The sequence below is a fragment of the Litoribacterium kuwaitense genome (genome assembly GCF_011058155.1).
GTDB lineage: Bacteria > Bacillota > Bacilli > Bacillales > DSM-28697 > Litoribacterium > Litoribacterium kuwaitense.
In genome coordinates this window covers 97,546-114,878 of record NZ_JAALFC010000001.1, presented here as the reverse complement: position 1 = coordinate 114,878, position 17,333 = coordinate 97,546, and the positions used below count along the sequence as shown (strand labels likewise).

Genomic DNA, 17,333 nt, shown 5'->3' with positions numbered 1-17,333 from the left:
AATAGCAAAAAGGCAGTTTTAGCAAACTGCCTTTTTACTCAAATATTACTGTTGTTCGCCAAGCCATTCTGCTAAAGCATCCAGCTCTTCTCCTTGAACGAGATTCGGTGGCATCATCTGACTTGGTGGTTCTTGAACAATTCCTTTGATCTCATCCGCAGAGTATTTACTACCAATCGCCTGAAGCGCTGGCCCGGAAGCCCCTTCAAGATTTTGTCCATGGCAACTAGCACAAGCTTGTGCATAAATTTCTTCAGGTGTCGCTGGAGTAGATTCGCCTTCTCCATCACCAGCTGCTTGTTGCGTCACTCCATATACTGACAATCCAAAGACAAGGATGATGCCTAGAACGGCAATCGTTAAAAATGGCATGAGTGGATTTTTCATTAATGCTCCCCCTTATGTACCCTCGTAACGAGGCGTTATTAAAACGCTCGCACAATAGTTATTTTACTCCAAATGAGCCTGTTTAGAAAGAGCTCATCCGTATGATTTACTTAAAGACACAAGATTGTACGAATTTCGTCGAAGAAAACATTGACAAAAATGTGCTATGGTCATTTGCAAAACAATTTAAGATTCAGTAAAATAAATACAAGATCGAAAAAACCAAACCGAAGAATGGTTTGCTCCTCTTGGAAGCAAACCACCCTTGCCCGTTACTTTACTCTAAAAAGTCTTTTAATCGCTTGCTTCGGCTTGGGTGTCTAAGCTTGCGTAATGCCTTTGCCTCTATTTGGCGGATACGTTCTCTTGTGACTCCAAACACTTTTCCAACTTCTTCAAGCGTTCGAGTCCGTCCATCATCCAAGCCAAAACGAAGTCGCAGTACATTTTCTTCACGATCTGTTAATGTATCTAGTACATCTTCCAGTTGTTCTTTTAGTAATTCATACGCTGCCGCATCGGATGGTGATGTCGCTTCTTGATCTTCAATAAAGTCACCTAAATGTGAATCATCTTCTTCACCAATCGGTGTTTCTAAAGAGACAGGCTCTTGAGCGATTTTTAAAATCTCTCGAACTTTATCCGGAGTCAGCTCCATATCTTTGGCAATCTCTTCAGGTGTCGGTTCACGCCCAAGGTCCTGCAGAAGTTGCCGCTGTACACGAACAAGCTTATTAATGGTTTCCACCATGTGAACTGGAATTCGGATCGTTCTAGCTTGATCGGCAATCGCCCGCGTAATTGCCTGGCGAATCCACCATGTGGCATATGTGCTGAATTTAAAGCCTTTGCGATAGTCAAATTTTTCTACCGCTTTAATTAAGCCCATGTTTCCTTCTTGAATCAAGTCTAAAAAGAGCATTCCACGCCCTACATAGCGCTTCGCGATGGAAACGACCAAACGAAGGTTTGCTTCTGCTAGTCTTCTCTTGGCTTCCTCGTCTCCTTGCTCAATGCGATTAGCCAATTGAATTTCGTCGTCAGCAGATAACAAATCAACCCTGCCGATCTCTTTTAGGTACATCCGTACAGGGTCATTGATTTTGACTCCAGGAGGCACGCTTAAGTCGTTGAGGTCAAATTCTTCTTCCTTGGACAATTGTTGCATATTGGGATCGTCTTCAGTTTCTCCAATCACCTCTATACCTTGATCGCCAAGATACTCGTAGAATTCGTCCATTTGATCGGATTCCATCTCAAAGCCTGCCATTTTTTCAGCAATTTCTTCATAAGTGATGGAACCGCGCTTTTTACCAACTTCAGTGATTTGCTCTTTTGCTTGCTCTAGGGTAAGCTCCCCGTCTACTTCTTTTGAACGAACTGGTTTTTCAGCCATGTGTCCGCCTCCTTCTAAAAAATCAAGCCTCGCCGTCGAAGGGTTAGGCAACGAATTATTCCCCATCTATACGGATCGCAAAGATTTTAGTTTGCGTTTTTGCAAAATGATATCCTGACCAATTTGAGCCGCCATTTTAAAATCATTGCGTTTTTCTGCTTCCTCTTTTTGCTTTTCTTTCTTTCTTATCATTAACCATTCTGGATAATTCAACACCTGTTGTATGCAATCAGAAAGCTCTTTTTCAGAAAGTGCCTCTTGACGCCCTGTCAATGCTAGTTCTGATACAAGGCTTTCCAACCGCGCATCATTTAAACGTGCAATGAACTGGGGAATGTCCATTGTGTCATACTCTTCATAGTATGCGTAAAGATGCGTGGCAATCGCTTGATGCGCTTCTACATAAAAAGACACACCTATTTTTTCGTATACACTTGCGGCATTATTAGCGTCTTTTAGCATATGGGTAAGCAGCAACCGCTCAGCATTTTCAAAAGCAGACCGCAGTGTTGTTTTTTTAGGAGTGACATGGCGTTGTAGCGCTGGCTCTTCAGGGAAAACATCGGTTTCAAGCTTATCTTTACGTAGCCGATTCATTTCTTTTCTTAAAACATCGACTGATATAGAAAATTCTTCTGAAAGCTGAGTTAAATAATGTTCTTTTTCAATTTCGCTATGAAGTTTTAATAAATCCTTTAAAATAGTTTCGATATAATGCAGACGTTCTCCTTCATCACGAAGGTTTTTACCTCTTCTCGCTAACTGCATCTTAAACGCCATCAATGTTTTTGTATTCCCTAGCACATCATGCTGAAAATAGGATGCCCCTTTCTTTCGAATACAATCGTCTGGATCAGTCCCCTCAGGAAGCTCAGCGATGCGCACTTCTACTCCCATTTCCTCGAGTAAGGATGCAGCCCTTATAGCGGCCTTACACCCGGCATCATCACGGTCATAGCAAAGGGTGACTTTTGAAGCAGCACGTTTGATTAGCAAAGCCTGGTGTTTTGTTAATGCAGTGCCTAATGTCGCTATAGCATTTGTAAAGCCAGCTTGATGCGCTGTGACAACATCAATGTTTCCTTCCATGAGCAAGAGGGCTTTCTCTTTCTGAACAGCCGGCCTTGCTAAAGTAAATGAGTAGAGGTTTTTTCCCTTTTCAAACCAAGGGGTTTCAGCTGTATTTAAAAATTTCGGCTCCATCTCCTGCGCAATCGCACGTCCGCCAAACGCAATAATCGTCCCATTCGTGTCAGCGATGGGAAAGATCAGACGGTTTCGGTACTTGTCATAATACCGTTCTTTGTGCTCTGAAAATCCGATCAATCCAGCTTTATGCATTAAAGCTAAATCATACCCTCTTTTCTCCAAAAATTGTACAGTGAGTTGCCACGAGTCGGGAGCATATCCTAAGCGAAACAGGTTGGCTGTTTCGAGATGAATATCGCGTTGCTGCACGTATTCTCTAGCTATAGCCCCTTCTTCTGTATTCATCAATAAATGATGATATAACTTTGTAACAAGCTCATAGGCTTCTTTCACGGCCTGTTGTTCAGGTGATTGTCGAGATGTGGGTACGTGTGACGCGTCAGGCAATGCGACATTTGTCTGTGTTGCTAATGATTGAACGGCTTCAACAAACGAAATGCCTTTATAATCCATTAAGAATTGAAAGGCATTTCCACCTACCCCACAGCCAAAGCAGTGAAAGATTTGCTTGTCTTCTGATACAGAGAATGAAGGCGTATTTTCTCCATGAAACGGGCAGAGTCCGAAATGGTTTTTACCTTGCTTTTTTAGTTGTACATACTCGCCGATGACATCGACAATATCCACCGATTGACGAATCGCCTCCACCGTTTCCTCCGGAATTCGTTGGCTCATCGTACCACCTCCGTTACTGTGGCCATTCATTGTCAATAAGTGAGTGCAACAGAGCTTGTAACCGTTCGACAAACTTCTGTTTATCTTCTTTTTTCAGCGCAGAAGGCCCTTTTGTTCGATAACCAGCATTTCTTGCTTTCTGGGCTAAAAATCGTTGCTCAAGGTAGGTATCAATGTTTCCTTCATGGATTGTTTTCCCTCTTGACGTCAATACATAAACGTTTCTAGGTACTAGCAACGAAGAAAGGCCATAATCATCAGTGATGACAATATCTCCTGTATGCACATGGTTGACAATATAGAGATCTGCGGATTCTTTAGTCGAATCGACGTATTTCCATTTACCTACGCGAGAAGGTGAATAATGAGCGTAAGACGCAACAAGAAATACATCGATTGCAAACGATCGTGCGACTTGCTGTATCTCATGCTTTACTGGGCACGCATCCGCATCCACATAAATTGACAACCTATTTTCGTCATAGTTTTCTATTCTACATCACCCCGAAGAATCCTTCTAGGCATTTTATGTTTTAACTTTCAGAAATTTGTCTTATAGTAAAGAAAATTGCGCTATTTGTCGAATTTTAGCGATTCAACAACCAGACGCAATTTCTTATTATAATACATCGTATCCTTAAAATCTATACATATGCTTACAAAAAAATGTAATGGGAGTGCCTGCTCCCATTATTTATGCTTTATTTGTATGTTCCACAACGGAAAGGATTAAATTTGCTGTTTCTTCAACGGCTTTATTCGTAACGTCTATGACATGGCAGCCAATACGCTGAATGACATCCTCAAAGTAGGCGAGCTCTTCATGGATTCGTCCAGGGTCTGCGTACCCTGCATTTTCTTTTAAGCCGAGCGATCTTAAGCGTTCACGCCGTATATCGTTCAATTTTTCAGGTTGAATCGTTAGTCCAATGCACTTGGCTGGTGATACATGAAATAGCTCTTGTGGAGGCTTTACCTCAGGAATCATTGGCACATTAGCGACCTTCATCTTTTTATGGGCAAGATATTGAGATAACGGTGTTTTACTCGTGCGTGATACACCAATTAAAACAATGTCAGCAAGTAAAACGCCTCGTTTATCACGTCCATCATCATAGCGAACAGCAAACTCAATTGCATCGACTTTTTGAAAATAATCTGCATCTAGTTTATGCACTAGGCCCGGTTGATTTTTAGGGACTTTATTGTACACCGTAGACATTTTTTGAATCAGCGGACCGATTAAGTCGACTACAGGGACATTGTGCACCGAAGCTTCTTTAAGCAGCGTCTCACGCATGCGCGGAATGACAAGTGTAAAACCAATGAGCGCATTTTGCTGTTTTGCAAGCTGGACAATTTCTTTTAGTGTGCCCTCATCTTCCACATAAGGAACACGCTTTAGCTCAAAGTACGAATGCTCAAATTGACTCATCGCTGCTTTAGCAACTAATTCCGCTGTCTCACCTACCGAATCTGAAACGATATAAACGATTGACGTCACAAGTGGCCTCCTTTATCAGCTCTTCGTGATTAAACATGAATATTGCGCATATCCGCATATGACAAAAACGCCGTTTGTAGCGTAGCCATTAAAGCAAGACGGTTCCTTTTAACCTTTTCGTCTTCTGCCATGACCATGACCTTGTCGAAAAACTGGGTAATCACTGGTGTGTAACGGCTTAGCACTTCCAAAGCTCGGGCAGCATCCTGTTGTTCAATCGCAATGGCTAGCTCAGCTTTGAGTGTTTCGTGGGCAGCAAACAATTGCTGCTCGTTCGGATCTTTCAAAAGGGTGGAATTTACTGTATCATCCGTACTTTTTTCCGCTAAATTTGCCACCCGTGCCATCGCTTCTACGTGAAGCTTGAAAGATGGATCATTGTTTCTTGCTTGTGTTAACGCATTTGCTTTAGCGAATGTCCAATGCACGCCTGACTGTATGTCAAGAAGAGATTCGACAATGTCGTGAGCAACCCCTTCATCCAATAGCAACGCCTTTAAGCGTTGAGTTAAAAAGGCAATCATTTCTTGTACTGTCTTTTCCCCAGCCGTTAATCCCCCTGCTTCAAGCCCTTGAACAGCCACCTGAGACAATTGGGCAAATGAAGTGGGCCACGTATAGTGGCGCAGAATTTGAACAACACCGTATGCTTGCCTTCTTAATGCAAATGGATCTTGTGAGCCAGTTGGAATCAACCCTTTCGAGAAGAAAGCGGCAATCGTATCCATTTTATCGGCAAGGGCGACGATGGCTCCTGCTTTTGTTTGAGGCAGTTGGCCTTCGGCGGATCGAGGGTTATATTGTTCATCGATCGCTTTGGCCACCAGCTCATTTTCGCCTTTAGCCAAAGCATATACTTCACCCATTTTACCTTGAAGCTCGCTAAATTCATCGACCATATACGTGACGAGGTCAAACTTTCCAATCTTGGCCGCGCGTGCTGCTGCTTGGGACGTCGCTTCATCAAACGATAGCTCAGTCGTCAACGTTCGAACAAACTTCTCATTACGTTCACTTTTATCAAACATCGTTTTCAAGTTCTCATGAAATACGACGGTTTTTAATTTCTCTTGAGCTTGGCCAATCGTCAGCTTTTGATCTTCATGATAGAAAAATTGGGCGTCTTTTAAACGAGCGTGAAGTACTTTTTCATTTCCGCGTTGAACATTGTCAAGATACGCGCTGTCTCCGTTTCGGACCGTAACAAAATATGGTGCCAACGTATCTTCTTCTGTTTTCACAGCAAAATAACGCTGGTGCTCCTTCATGGTCGTAATTAAAACGACCTCTGGCAACTCAAGAAACTCTGTCGCAAAACGGCCAAATAAAACTGTGGGGTATTCAACAAGATTGATGACTTCTGCAAAAAGGGCTTCGTCCCGTTGAATCTTCCACTGTTGCTTTTCTTCTATTTCTGACATTTGCGCTGTAACCATTTTACGACGCTCGTTCGGGTCTACAATAACGTACGCAGAACGGAGCAATTCTTCGTAATCTGATGCCTTCGCTAACGACACATCATGGCCTAAAAAGCGGTGTCCTCTTGAAATATGACCGCTCTGAACGCCTTCGATCGTAAAAGGAACGACGTTATCACCATACAAAGCAACAAGCCAGCGAATCGGCCGTAAGTACCGAAGTTCACTATTTGCCCAGCGCATACTTTTTGGGAATGACAGTTGCGTAATGACGTCTCGTATACCTGGAAGTAAGTCCTCCGTTGGCTGTCCATGCTCATGCACCTGTGCAAAGATATATTCTTGATCTTTGACAGACCGAACTGTCAAGTCAGCGACAGCCACGCCTTGACCTTTAGCAAACCCTTGAGCAGCCTTTGTCCAATTACCTTCTTCGTCTAAAGCAATTCGCTTTGCCGGACCGCGCATCTCTTTTTGTAAATCGCTCTGCTTTTCACTCAGCCCTTCAACGGCGACAACTAGTCTTCGTGGCGTCGAATATGAAAGGACGGATTGAAACGACAGGCGTTGCTCTTTCAGCCACGCTTCGATCGAATGTCGTAGATCTTGTTCCGCAGGCTGAACAAATTGAGCAGGAAGCTCCTCTAAACCGATTTCAAGTAAGAAGCGTCGTGTCATTCCTGATCCTCTCCTTCCTGTTTCAGCATCGGAAACCTCTTGCTTCTCGGTTATTATAATATGCCCGGGCGACCTTTCTCGCTAAATGACGAACTCTCGCGATATATCCCGTTCTCTCTGTCACAGAAATAGCACCACGAGCATCAAGCAAATTAAAGGTATGTGAGCATTTTAAAACGTAGTCGTATGCTGGAAAAACAAGCTCTAAATCAATAATACGCTCGGCTTCCTTTTCATACATAGAAAACAGATGAAACAACATGTCTGTGTCAGCTTCTTCAAAGGTGTATTTTGAGTGTTCGTATTCTGGCTGTAAAAAGATATCCTTTACAGTGACGCCGTTCGTCCACTCCAAGTCAAATACATTTTCTTTATCTTGAATGTAAGAAGCGAGCCGTTCGAGACCATACGTAATTTCCACGGAGACAGGATTCGCCTCTAAACCGCCGACTTGTTGGAAATAAGTGAACTGGGTAACTTCCATCCCATCTAGCCAGACTTCCCAACCTAAACCTGAAGCACCTAACGTCGGTGACTCCCAGTTGTCTTCAACGAAGCGTATATCATGTGCTAGGGGATTGATCCCCAATGCCTCTAATGATCCAAGATACCTCTCCTGAATATCATCTGGGGACGGCTTCATGACGACTTGAAATTGGTGATGTTGATACAAACGGTTTGGATTTTCACCGTATCGACCATCTGTTGGGCGCCGGGACGGTTCAACATACGCTACATTCCAAGGCTCCGGGCCGATGCTTCGTAAAAATGTCATCGGCGAAAACGTACCTGCACCTTTTTCAACGTCGTACGCCTGTGTCAGAATACAACCATGTTCTGACCAGTACGTTTGTAATGCAAGAATCATTTCCTGCAAGTTCATCAATAATCACCTCTTTTAAAATGACAAAACAAAAATCCGCCTCTATGCCCGAAGACATAGGGACGGATTGTATTCCGCGGTTCCACCCTATTTGCTGAGAAAATGAAACTACCCAGCCGCTTTCATTCCATGGTTCAGGAGCGCCTTTCGTCTGCTGGTCCGTATCTGGCTTCCACTATCCCAGACTCGCTTTATCGCACGCAACAGAGTACTTATTCCTTCATCACCGATATTTACTTACTAAATAAACTACACAAATCATAGCCAATCCACCCGAGCTTGTCAATGGTCGTGTTCATCATTCATGCGATCCAGCTGCTCTAAAAAACGTTTGGCTTTTAAACGGATTCCTGCTGCTTCGTCAAAATAAGTCGTTAAAATCTGACGAAGCATTCGCTTGTTCGCATCAGACACATTCACTTTTCCAAGCCGGTTTAAATCCACTTCCATAAATAAACGCAGCAAGTGTGGAATTGCCGGTGTTACATAAATTGCATATGGTTGTTTGGATGCACAACTGTTGCAGAGCATCCCGCCTTCGCTCGCTGAAAAAGCTGACAGGGGTTTATCCTGACGACAATGTGCACATTGATTTAAAATCAGTGCTATTCCTGCATATGTACTCAATTTTGTTTCATAAATTGCTAGAATCACCATTGGGTCAATCCCCTGTTGCAATAGGTGCAAAGACTTTTTTAACACCTCAAACAAAGCGGGATCCGAAACGTGATCTTCTGTCAAACGATCAGTCAACTCAACCATACACGCTGCAGCTGCCGTTTTTTCAAGATCCTCTCTAACCGCACGAAGTGATGTTGAAATTTCTCCTTGAATGAGTGTTCCCATGCCACGTTCTCCACGAATTGAGAAATGCCCGTGTGTAAATAGCTGAGTGACTGCAGTTAGCTTACTTTTGCTCTTCCTAGCACCGCGAGCCATCACGGCCCATTTGCCTCGTTCACGTGTAAATAACGTACAAATTAAATGAGTTTCGCCATAAGGCGTGCACCGTAAAACAATGCCTTCACACACATGGAGCATAAAGCGCACGCCTCCTATCCTTTTTTAAGACACTGGTTTATTACAGCTAATCATTGAGGCTTCGTCTTTCTTGTTTTGCTCACATTTTAAGCGCTCTGCTTCTTTTAACAAGAGATAAGCGTCTACGCTTCCCGTCTTGGCAAACACTTGCCATGATAATTGTAGCATAAGAACCCCACCTTTTTTAACGATCGCCTTTGTGTCCTTAGCTTAACTCGGATCGTCTCATTTCATGTTGCACAATTTTTGTCAATCCAAATACTCACGCTCATCAAAGCCGTATTCATGAAGATGATGCGGACGATTACGCCAGTCTTCTTTAACTTTGACCCACAGCTCTAAATATATTTTCGACCCAAGCAGACGCTCCATCTCAGTACGAGCGAGCTGCCCTATTTTTTTTAGCATGGCGCCTTCTTTTCCAATCAAAATACCTTTCTGGGATTTACGCTCCACGATAATGGTTGCGGCGGCATAAACCGCCCCACTCTCACGCTGCTTGACTTGGTCCATCACAACCGCGACCGAATGAGGAACTTCTTCTCTTGTGAGATAAAGCACTTGCTCTCGGATTAACTCCTGCATAATGAAGCGCTCAGGATGGTCGGTCACTTGGTCAGCAGGATAATATTGAGGACCCTCTGGTAATTTTTCTTGAATAGAAGATAACAACGCAGAGAAATGATTCCCTTCCTTTGCGGAAATTGGAATGATTTCATTAAAAGCATATAAACTGTTATAAGCGTCAATAAGCGGCAGTAAATCTTCTGGATGCACAAGATCGATTTTATTCATCACTAAAATGACTGGTGTTGATACGGATTGAAAGCGGTCAATGATCATTTGATCGCCTTTCCCAGGCTGCTCAGTTGCATTAACGACGAAAAGAATGACATCTACGCCAGTGAGCGTGTTGACGGCCATTTTTAACATAAAGTCTCCAAGTCGATGCTTCGGCTTGTGGATACCAGGTGTATCAATAAAAACCATTTGACTCTCTTCTGTTGTTCGTACACCTTGAATATTGTTGCGCGTCGTTTGTGGCTTATCACTCATGATGGCAATTTTTTGACCGACAGCGCGATTTAGCAACGTCGACTTTCCTACATTTGGTCGACCGATAATCGAAATAAATCCTGAACGATAACTCACGCTTCCATATCCTCCTTTGAAAAAGAGCCCGGAAGCAACTGACTGACCGTCGTTTCTTTGCACGCTCCTGCAAGATTATATAAATAAACAGGCATATCGGGTGGGCAAAATTCAGCCATGACCTGTCTGCACGCACCACACGGAGGCACTGGCTGCTTTGAATCTGCAACTACAGCTAAAGCTTTAAACGACGAATGACCATTCATTCGAGCCGAAAAAAATGCGGTACGCTCTGCACAGTTTGTCAAACCATACGAAGCATTTTCAATATTTGCACCAAGTACATGTTCTCCTGTTTCCGTTAAAAGAGCTGCACCGACCGGAAAATCCGAATAAGGTGTATACGCTTGCTCACGTGCCTTTAATGCTTTGTCAAACAATGAATCCTTTTTCATCAATAAGCAACCCTTCCTGCCTTTTGGGGGGCGTGTATTTTATTTTAATGGAAACCTTCTCATTCCGCATTAGTTCCCCTAAAACTTCCTAAAAAAACAAGAATTCACGACGATTCTACAAATTGAATGACATAGGGGAAAAAAATGACGAATCCGATGATGACAGAGGCCATCGCAGCGATGAAACAAGCTCCTGCAGCCACATCTTTCGCTTGTCTTGCCAAGACCTTCGTCTCTGTCGTCGTTAAATCAACCGCACGCTCGATGGCCGTGTTTATCAATTCAAGTGATAACACCATTGTGATGGTTAAGAGCAAAAGAAGCCATTCCATTTTCGTCACTTGAAAGAATAAGGCTGCGACGACCACAATGCTTGCCGCCAGTAAATCAACTTTAATGTTTCGCTCGGTTCGTACAGCATGGAATATACCACGACTTGCATCAACAAATGAATACCAAAAAGGCCTACGATTCCCCGGTTCTCTCGATCCCATAGCCACTTAAAAGCGCCTCCTGTAGTTTGAACATTTCACGCTCATCCGCTTCGTTCATATGATCATACCCTAATAAATGCAAAAGTCCGTGAACGGTTAGGAAAGACAGTTCCCTCTCTAAACTATGACCATACTCTTCCGCCTGACGTTTCGCTGTGTCAAGCGAGACGACAACATCACCAAGTAACATCGGTTCATCTATTTGCGCCTCATATGTATCTTCAGGAAGAGTCTCCTGCATAGCAAAAGAAAGAACATCGGTCGGTACATTTTTTTGGCGATACGTAGCATTTAACGATTGGATAGCCTCATCATCCACAAAGCTTAAAGACATTTCACTTTCCGAAGGGACGTTCATCTGTTTCGCACAATAGGTGAGAAGCTCTTCAAACGCCAAAAGCTCTTGCTCACCTAATGCGCCAGTCTCATCAATGACATCAATATTCATTTTCCTTATTTCACCTTTTTCTTTGCCATATCGGGGTATTCAATTCTTGAATGGAATATCCCTTTTAACGTTTCACAAATGGACCGTGCAACTTGATCGAGTTCTTTTAACGTCAAATCACATTCATCAAACTGACCATCCTGTAAGCGATCCGAAATAATAGACCGAACGATGGTCTCGATTTTATTTGGATTCGGCTTCGACAATGAACGAACAGCTGCTTCAACCGAGTCACAAATACCAATGATTGCCACTTCCTTCGTCTGCGCTTTTGGTCCTATATAGCGAAATTCGGCTTCGGAAATTTCTTTATCAGCTTGCTCATTGGCCTGATGGTAAAAATACTTAAGGAGCGTCGTTCCGTGATGCTGAGCTGCAATATCAACAATTTCTTTAGGCATTTTATGCGATCTCAGCATCTCTGCGCCATCGGTCGCATGGGCCGTAATAATTGTTTTACTTAATTGAGGAGCAATTTTATTATGCGGGTTTTCCATTCCCATTTGATTTTCAATAAAAAAGTGTGGACGCTTCGTTTTGCCGATATCATGATAATAGCTTCCTACACGTGCAAGTAATCCATTGGCTCCGACTGCTTCACAAGCTGCTTCGGAAAGATTAGCCACCATCACGCTATGATGATAAGTACCAGGAGTTTCGACTAAAATTTTACGAAGCAGTGGATGGTTCGGACTCGATAGTTCAATGAGTTTAATCGTCGAGAGAACGCCAAATCCTGCTTCAAAAAAAGGTAACAGGCCGAGCGTTAAAATCGATGAAGCGACTCCGGAAATAATCGCAAGTCCGACACCTAGCAATAAATCACTTACCTGATCATAGCCTACGAACGTTAATGCTGTGACGACGACTGCGTTAATAAAAGCAACAATGAGCCCTGCTTGTAAAATTTGCGAACGCTGGTTTCGCTTGCTTAAAAAGAGTGTACCTGCTAATCCGCTGGCTAAGTAATACAAAAATAAGTCATAATTAAAATTCCCTGGCACACTGCCGCTAAATATGAGGCTACCTGTAAATGCAAGTGCGATACTTGTAATGACTGCCATTCGATTGTTAATGAGTAACTTAATTAGCATTGTGCCTGCAGCTACCGGCACAAGGAGCCCAAGCTGATCTTGATTTTCAGGCTGAATAAAACTAATGATTTTCATCATAAGTAGCACGACAGAAAATATAATTAAATAGATGTATTGATACACTTGGACGGATCGCGTAGCATCTTTTAGGTCTTTTGCGTAATACACAATAAGTACAGCAAGAAGAACCGTTAATAAGGCAAGTCCAATAAAAGGGAGTAAATTTGTCGACTGATCAAGAACACCTACGAGCTCTAACATCCGATAGATTTCCCGATCAATGAGCTGACCTTCTTTAACGATCAGCTGACCCATCTGGATCATAACTGGCTCAATATCGTCACGAATTTCCTGCCGTTGTTTCGACGTTTCTTGTGGGTCATACACGTAGTTTGGAATAATCATTCCCGCCGCCAAATCTGAGACAGTCTGTTTTAACGCTTGCGGTAAGCTTGTATAAGATATTTCTCGGCGTACCTCTTCTTTGCGTTCTTCTAAATTTTCAACGGCGATACGTTGCTCCATGACACGATGAACAGATGTGATGCTCGCATCGCGTGCGATTTCTAACTGCTCAGGTGTTGTATCCAACAAACCTTTAATGGTTTCCTGTGAAAATTCGCCATAAACATCAGGTGACAACTGATCCTTGACATCTTTTACTGTTACAGCCTCTTCAGCAGTGGCTTCTGCCTTGTCTTCTTTTTGATGATCAGGATTATCTTTTTTCGACGCTTCGTCTTCCGCCGCTTCCTGTGCTTCCTTCGCCGCTGTGCGCTCATTTTCGATCGCTTGAAACAACTTCGATAACGTATCGACTTGATTTTGTGCATAATCCCTCTTTAGAGTATATTGATTCTCTACTTTAGAAAGTGCTTCTTCAACCTTCGCTTCTGTCGCTTCTTCATCTTCTGTTGTCACAGGCGAATAAATATCTTTTGGTGCAACAGAAAACAAACTGACGTCAAGCTTTTCTGGTTGTATATTTGTAAAAGTAGCTGCATACGTCACGATGGCGAGGATAGCAGCAAACAATACAAATCCGAATCGTTTTTGAAGCTGTTGAACACGTTTTGAAAATAATGGTTTCCATTTTTTCATTTTGTCCGTCCCTCCAAGCACAACAAAAGCACATGGACGCCTGCTTTAGATTCATACGTTGATCGTTACGAGCGCTTAATCTCATGTTGTGTTTCCAACAAATTCTTATACATCAGTCAGACTATCTTTTGAAAAAGAGACCCACGACCCGGGTCTCTTTCACATCAGCGTCAATCATCAAATTGATCATAAGCGTGAATAATCCGCTGTACTAAAGGATGACGAACGACATCTGATTCTTCGAGATAAACAAATGCAATTCCAGGCGTTGATTGTAAAATCTTTTTGGCAACTGTCAGCCCAGACGCCACTCCCTTTGGTAAGTCAATCTGTGTAATGTCACCGGTAATCATCATTTTAGAGCCAAAGCCTAAACGCGTTAAAAACATTTTGATTTGCGCCGAGGTTGTATTTTGCGCTTCATCAAGAATGACAAAGGCATCGTCAAGCGTTCGACCTCTCATATAGGCTAAGGGAGCGACTTCAATCGTACCACGGTCCATCAAACGGACAGTCTGCTCAACACCAAACACATCGTGCAATGCATCGTAAAGCGGGCGAAGGTATGGGTCTACTTTTTCTTTTAAATCCCCTGGTAAAAAACCAAGATTTTCACCAGCTTCGACAGCAGGTCTCGTCAAAATAATTCGTTTGACGTGACCTTCTTTTAATGCTTTCACCGCCATCACGACAGCTAAATACGTTTTTCCTGTTCCTGCAGGACCAATTCCAAAAATTAAATCGTGATTTTTAATTGCAGACACATATCTCTTTTGCCCAAGTGTCTTAACACGAATGGCTTTGCCTTTCGTATTTTTAAGCAACTCTTGTGAGTAGAGCTCTTCCATATGATCAAGCTCATCTTTTTCAGAAAGCTGAATAGCATATACGACATCTCGCTCCGAAAGAGAAGCCCCTTTTTTATTAAACGTTGCAACGTTTTTAAAATATTCTCGGTTTGTTTTGCTTTTTCTAAACTGCCGTTGACGAGAATTGACTCGCCTCGAGTAACCAATGAAATGTGTAGCGCATCTTCAATGAGTTTTAGAAATACGTCGTTTGTCCCAAATAATATTTGAGTTTCGTTAGCATCTAAAAGCTCTAGATGAATACGGTGAAGCTCTTCAGTCATGCGTCAGTCTCCTTGAACAATAGGTTTTGGTTCAGCAATGTTTTCCACCACTCGAAAATGTAAAGACAATTTCACTTTACCATTCTCCGTCTGCTCGTGCAAAACTTTTTCTTCAATGATCTCCGCATCTTTTCCTAAAGTTTGTAAAAGTTCAGTACGCGAACGCTCCAACGCTGCCTCCTTCGCTTCTTTAGCAGCGAGCTCAACCGTCTCTTCTTCCGCCTCATACGCGACGTTTTCTTCCAGAGATATAGGCAACTTCCACGGACCGACATAAACAGGTGTGACCTGTTCCTCTAAAAATTCGCCAGAAAATGGTTCAGTAAAAAACCCTGTGAATTGTACTCGCCACGGTCCTACGTGTAGATACCTTTTTGTGTAATGCTCTCCAGTGAGCGTCGAGATGCTCTTTTGCATCGGTGTCTCTACCGTCGTTCGATACCATGTTTCTGCAAAAATCGCTCCCCTAGCACTCGTCATTGACGCCTTCTCCCCATCACCTACTTGTCCTGAAACGAGAAGTTGTCCCTTTTTAACGTAGTCATGCAAATCGACCACAGCCTTCCCTTTTTCAACGAACATACGGACAATGACACCTTTTTTTGTGGCAACAAGATGTCCAGGTGTATATGTCTCCCGTTCTTTTAACGGTTCTTTCTCCGCAACCTGAATATGAAAAATTGTGCCCTTCCTTTGTACACCAATCCAAACCGCTGTGTCCAAAGCATCTAGCACATTCTTCTGAATCACTTCCGGTGTAGGTATTGAGAAAAAAGAGCTGCCTGTTTCAACACCTAATTCGTCTAACGCGAGTCTAATTTGGTGCTCATTTTCAGGTGAAGCGCCTGAAATCTCAATCCCCCACAACCGATTTGATAAAACAATAAGCAAGGCGATGAAGGCAAATACGCCAATCACAATTCCCCATTGTGCTCGATACCATTGTCTTACATTGGCTGTACCGTGTTTTTGTTGAAAATACACTTTTATGCCTGTCCCGCGAACATGCCTCCGAAAACGGGAAATATCTTTTGTATAGATACGCAAAAGCCAGAATTGCTCCTCTGGCTTTTGAATCCCCCAAACCTTCATGCCATCTCGAACACACTGGTTCACTAAGCGCTCAATTCCTTGTCCTTGCAGCTTTACGGTCACATACCCACGAATTTCGCTCCAATCTTTCACGTTGTCCCTCCTGCCCTTAAAGGGTTTCATGAATATAACGAACATTTTCAATGATGCCTTCTAAGACAAGCTCATCATGAAACATACTTTTAATAACAAATTCTTTTCCTTCGACGAGGAGCTGCCCCTGTGTCAAGCGAAGTCTTAATTCTTGCTCAGAATATACGAGCAGCCCTTTATGATTTTCTATATATAAATGCAGATGTCCGACCATCGTAATCCGGGGCAGATCCAACGTAACATCGGCCGGTAAATCAAGATATCGTGTCGCCCACTTGCGCCATTTCTTTGTTAGACTCAACACTTTTTGCCCCCCTTCCTTGCACTATATGAAAATAGGACTCCTTTTTAGAAGCCTTCTCTGTAAAATGATATGAATTCAAAAATTTTCTTAAATTAACGACACTAAGTGTTTATACATGTTTAGGCTTTCCTTCGACTCGCGTGTTTTTCTTCATCATATGATGATTGCTATCGGGGTAACTCTTCTTTCCGATCAATACTTTTAGTTTGTTATTCGTTTTCTCACAAATCTCATGCCTTGTACAACCCTCCTCACTTGCTCGTTAAAAGCTTCCATAAAAAAAGAGCGTAGACAAAGTCTTTTTCGACTTCACCTACACTCTGATGACTCTTATATCTCTTTAATGGCTAAGCGCCATCTTTCATGACGTTCGTTTATTTCTTGGGTAGACACTGTTTCGCCTCATCGCCTTTGGAGGACCTAGTATTTCTGCCCAGATGACGCCTTTGCTTGCATGCTTCGCAGAAAGATCATCTCTCAGTTTTTGGCTGGCTGCATTAGTTTGCACACGTTTTTGCTTTACAGGCCGTTCCACTTCACCTACAAAACTTTTCCCATCCTGTGACAATGTTTGAAGATGATTTGGCAATTGAAACTCACCGGAATATTTTTTTGCGTCACGCTCATAACGCCCTGTATCGATATCGCTTATCTCTTGTGCATTATCCACTGTGTCCTCTATTTTTCCTATCGGCTTTGCGCCAGTTTCCGCTCTATCCCCTTCGGATTTTTCATGCTGGTTCGCTTTTTTCAGGAAGGAGACAATGAAACCTAAAATAACGATCAGAGGAAGAAAACCTGACAACTCTTCAATTAATGCCTGCATCCTTTAACGTC

16 protein-coding genes and 2 pseudogenes are annotated in these 17,333 nt (G+C 42.8%); all 18 read right to left on the bottom strand.

The annotated features are described in order from the left end of the window. Positions 1–45: 45 nt before the first annotated feature. Entirely contained in the window at positions 46–387 is a 342-nt protein-coding gene (locus G4V62_RS00590) for a c-type cytochrome (RefSeq protein ID WP_165198841.1), read from the bottom strand. A 277-nt stretch (positions 388–664) separates the two neighbouring features. Continuing rightward, positions 665–1,783, bottom strand: coding sequence for an RNA polymerase sigma factor RpoD (gene rpoD / locus G4V62_RS00585; protein ID WP_165198840.1), 1,119 nt, complete (start codon positions 1,781–1,783; stop codon positions 665–667). A gap of 66 nt (positions 1,784–1,849) precedes the next feature. Next, complete coding sequence (gene dnaG / locus G4V62_RS00580) at positions 1,850–3,667, bottom strand: DNA primase (RefSeq protein WP_165198839.1); 1,818 nt, start codon at positions 3,665–3,667, stop codon at positions 1,850–1,852. Positions 3,668–3,680: 13 nt separating this feature from the next. After that, a complete protein-coding gene (locus G4V62_RS00575; protein ID WP_212508608.1) occupies positions 3,681–4,136 on the bottom strand; it encodes a YaiI/YqxD family protein in 456 nt (151 codons plus the stop codon). A gap of 225 nt (positions 4,137–4,361) precedes the next feature. Continuing rightward, complete coding sequence (locus tag G4V62_RS00570) at positions 4,362–5,171, bottom strand: pyruvate, water dikinase regulatory protein (protein ID WP_165198838.1); 810 nt, start codon at positions 5,169–5,171, stop codon at positions 4,362–4,364. A 29-nt stretch (positions 5,172–5,200) separates the two neighbouring features. Further along, positions 5,201–7,267, bottom strand: a complete 2,067-nt coding sequence (gene glyS / locus G4V62_RS00565) for a glycine--tRNA ligase subunit beta (protein WP_165198837.1) — start codon at positions 7,265–7,267, stop codon at positions 5,201–5,203. After that, positions 7,264–8,150 (bottom strand): annotated as a pseudogene (gene glyQ, locus G4V62_RS00560) (glycine--tRNA ligase subunit alpha). Before glyQ ends, glyS begins: the two are co-directional and overlap by 4 nt. A 282-nt stretch (positions 8,151–8,432) precedes the next feature. Next, a complete protein-coding gene (recO, locus tag G4V62_RS00555; protein ID WP_165198835.1) occupies positions 8,433–9,191 on the bottom strand; it encodes a DNA repair protein RecO in 759 nt (252 codons plus the stop codon). 24 nt (positions 9,192–9,215) lie between these two features. Further along, positions 9,216–9,359, bottom strand: coding sequence for a YqzL family protein (locus tag G4V62_RS20220; protein ID WP_165198834.1), 144 nt, complete (start codon positions 9,357–9,359; stop codon positions 9,216–9,218). Between the two features lie 81 nt (positions 9,360–9,440). Continuing rightward, complete coding sequence (gene era, locus G4V62_RS00545; RefSeq protein ID WP_165198833.1) at positions 9,441–10,343, bottom strand: GTPase Era; 903 nt, start codon at positions 10,341–10,343, stop codon at positions 9,441–9,443. Beyond that, positions 10,340–10,738 carry a cytidine deaminase gene (locus G4V62_RS00540; RefSeq protein ID WP_165199073.1) on the bottom strand — a complete coding sequence of 133 codons (399 nt, stop codon included), beginning with the start codon at positions 10,736–10,738 and terminating at the stop codon, positions 10,340–10,342. The genes era and G4V62_RS00540 overlap by 4 nt, the downstream gene beginning before the upstream one ends. 104 nt (positions 10,739–10,842) lie before the next feature. Further along, positions 10,843–11,232 (bottom strand): diacylglycerol kinase family protein, encoded by a 390-nt coding sequence (locus tag G4V62_RS00535; RefSeq protein WP_165199072.1) that lies wholly within the window; start codon positions 11,230–11,232, stop codon positions 10,843–10,845. Beyond that, positions 11,204–11,680: an rRNA maturation RNase YbeY gene (gene ybeY, locus G4V62_RS00530; protein WP_165198832.1), complete on the bottom strand. Its 477-nt coding sequence runs from the start codon at positions 11,678–11,680 to the stop codon at positions 11,204–11,206. Before ybeY ends, G4V62_RS00535 begins: the two co-directional genes overlap by 29 nt. 5 nt (positions 11,681–11,685) lie before the next feature. Then, the gene (locus G4V62_RS00525) at positions 11,686–13,875 is read right to left on the bottom strand and encodes an HD family phosphohydrolase (protein WP_165198831.1); all 2,190 of its coding nucleotides are present in this window, start codon (positions 13,873–13,875) and stop codon (positions 11,686–11,688) included. A 170-nt stretch (positions 13,876–14,045) separates the two neighbouring features. Continuing rightward, positions 14,046–15,007: pseudogene (locus tag G4V62_RS00520) on the bottom strand (PhoH family protein). Positions 15,008–15,010: 3 nt separating this feature from the next. After that, positions 15,011–16,192, bottom strand: a complete 1,182-nt coding sequence (yqfD, locus tag G4V62_RS00515) for a sporulation protein YqfD (protein ID WP_165198830.1) — start codon at positions 16,190–16,192, stop codon at positions 15,011–15,013. A gap of 16 nt (positions 16,193–16,208) precedes the next feature. Next, positions 16,209–16,496 carry a sporulation protein YqfC gene (gene yqfC, locus G4V62_RS00510; RefSeq protein WP_165198829.1) on the bottom strand — a complete coding sequence of 96 codons (288 nt, stop codon included), beginning with the start codon at positions 16,494–16,496 and terminating at the stop codon, positions 16,209–16,211. 361 nt (positions 16,497–16,857) lie between these two features. Next, the gene (locus tag G4V62_RS00505; protein ID WP_165198828.1) at positions 16,858–17,322 is read right to left on the bottom strand and encodes a YqfB family membrane protein; all 465 of its coding nucleotides are present in this window, start codon (positions 17,320–17,322) and stop codon (positions 16,858–16,860) included. Positions 17,323–17,333 lie beyond the last annotated feature (11 nt).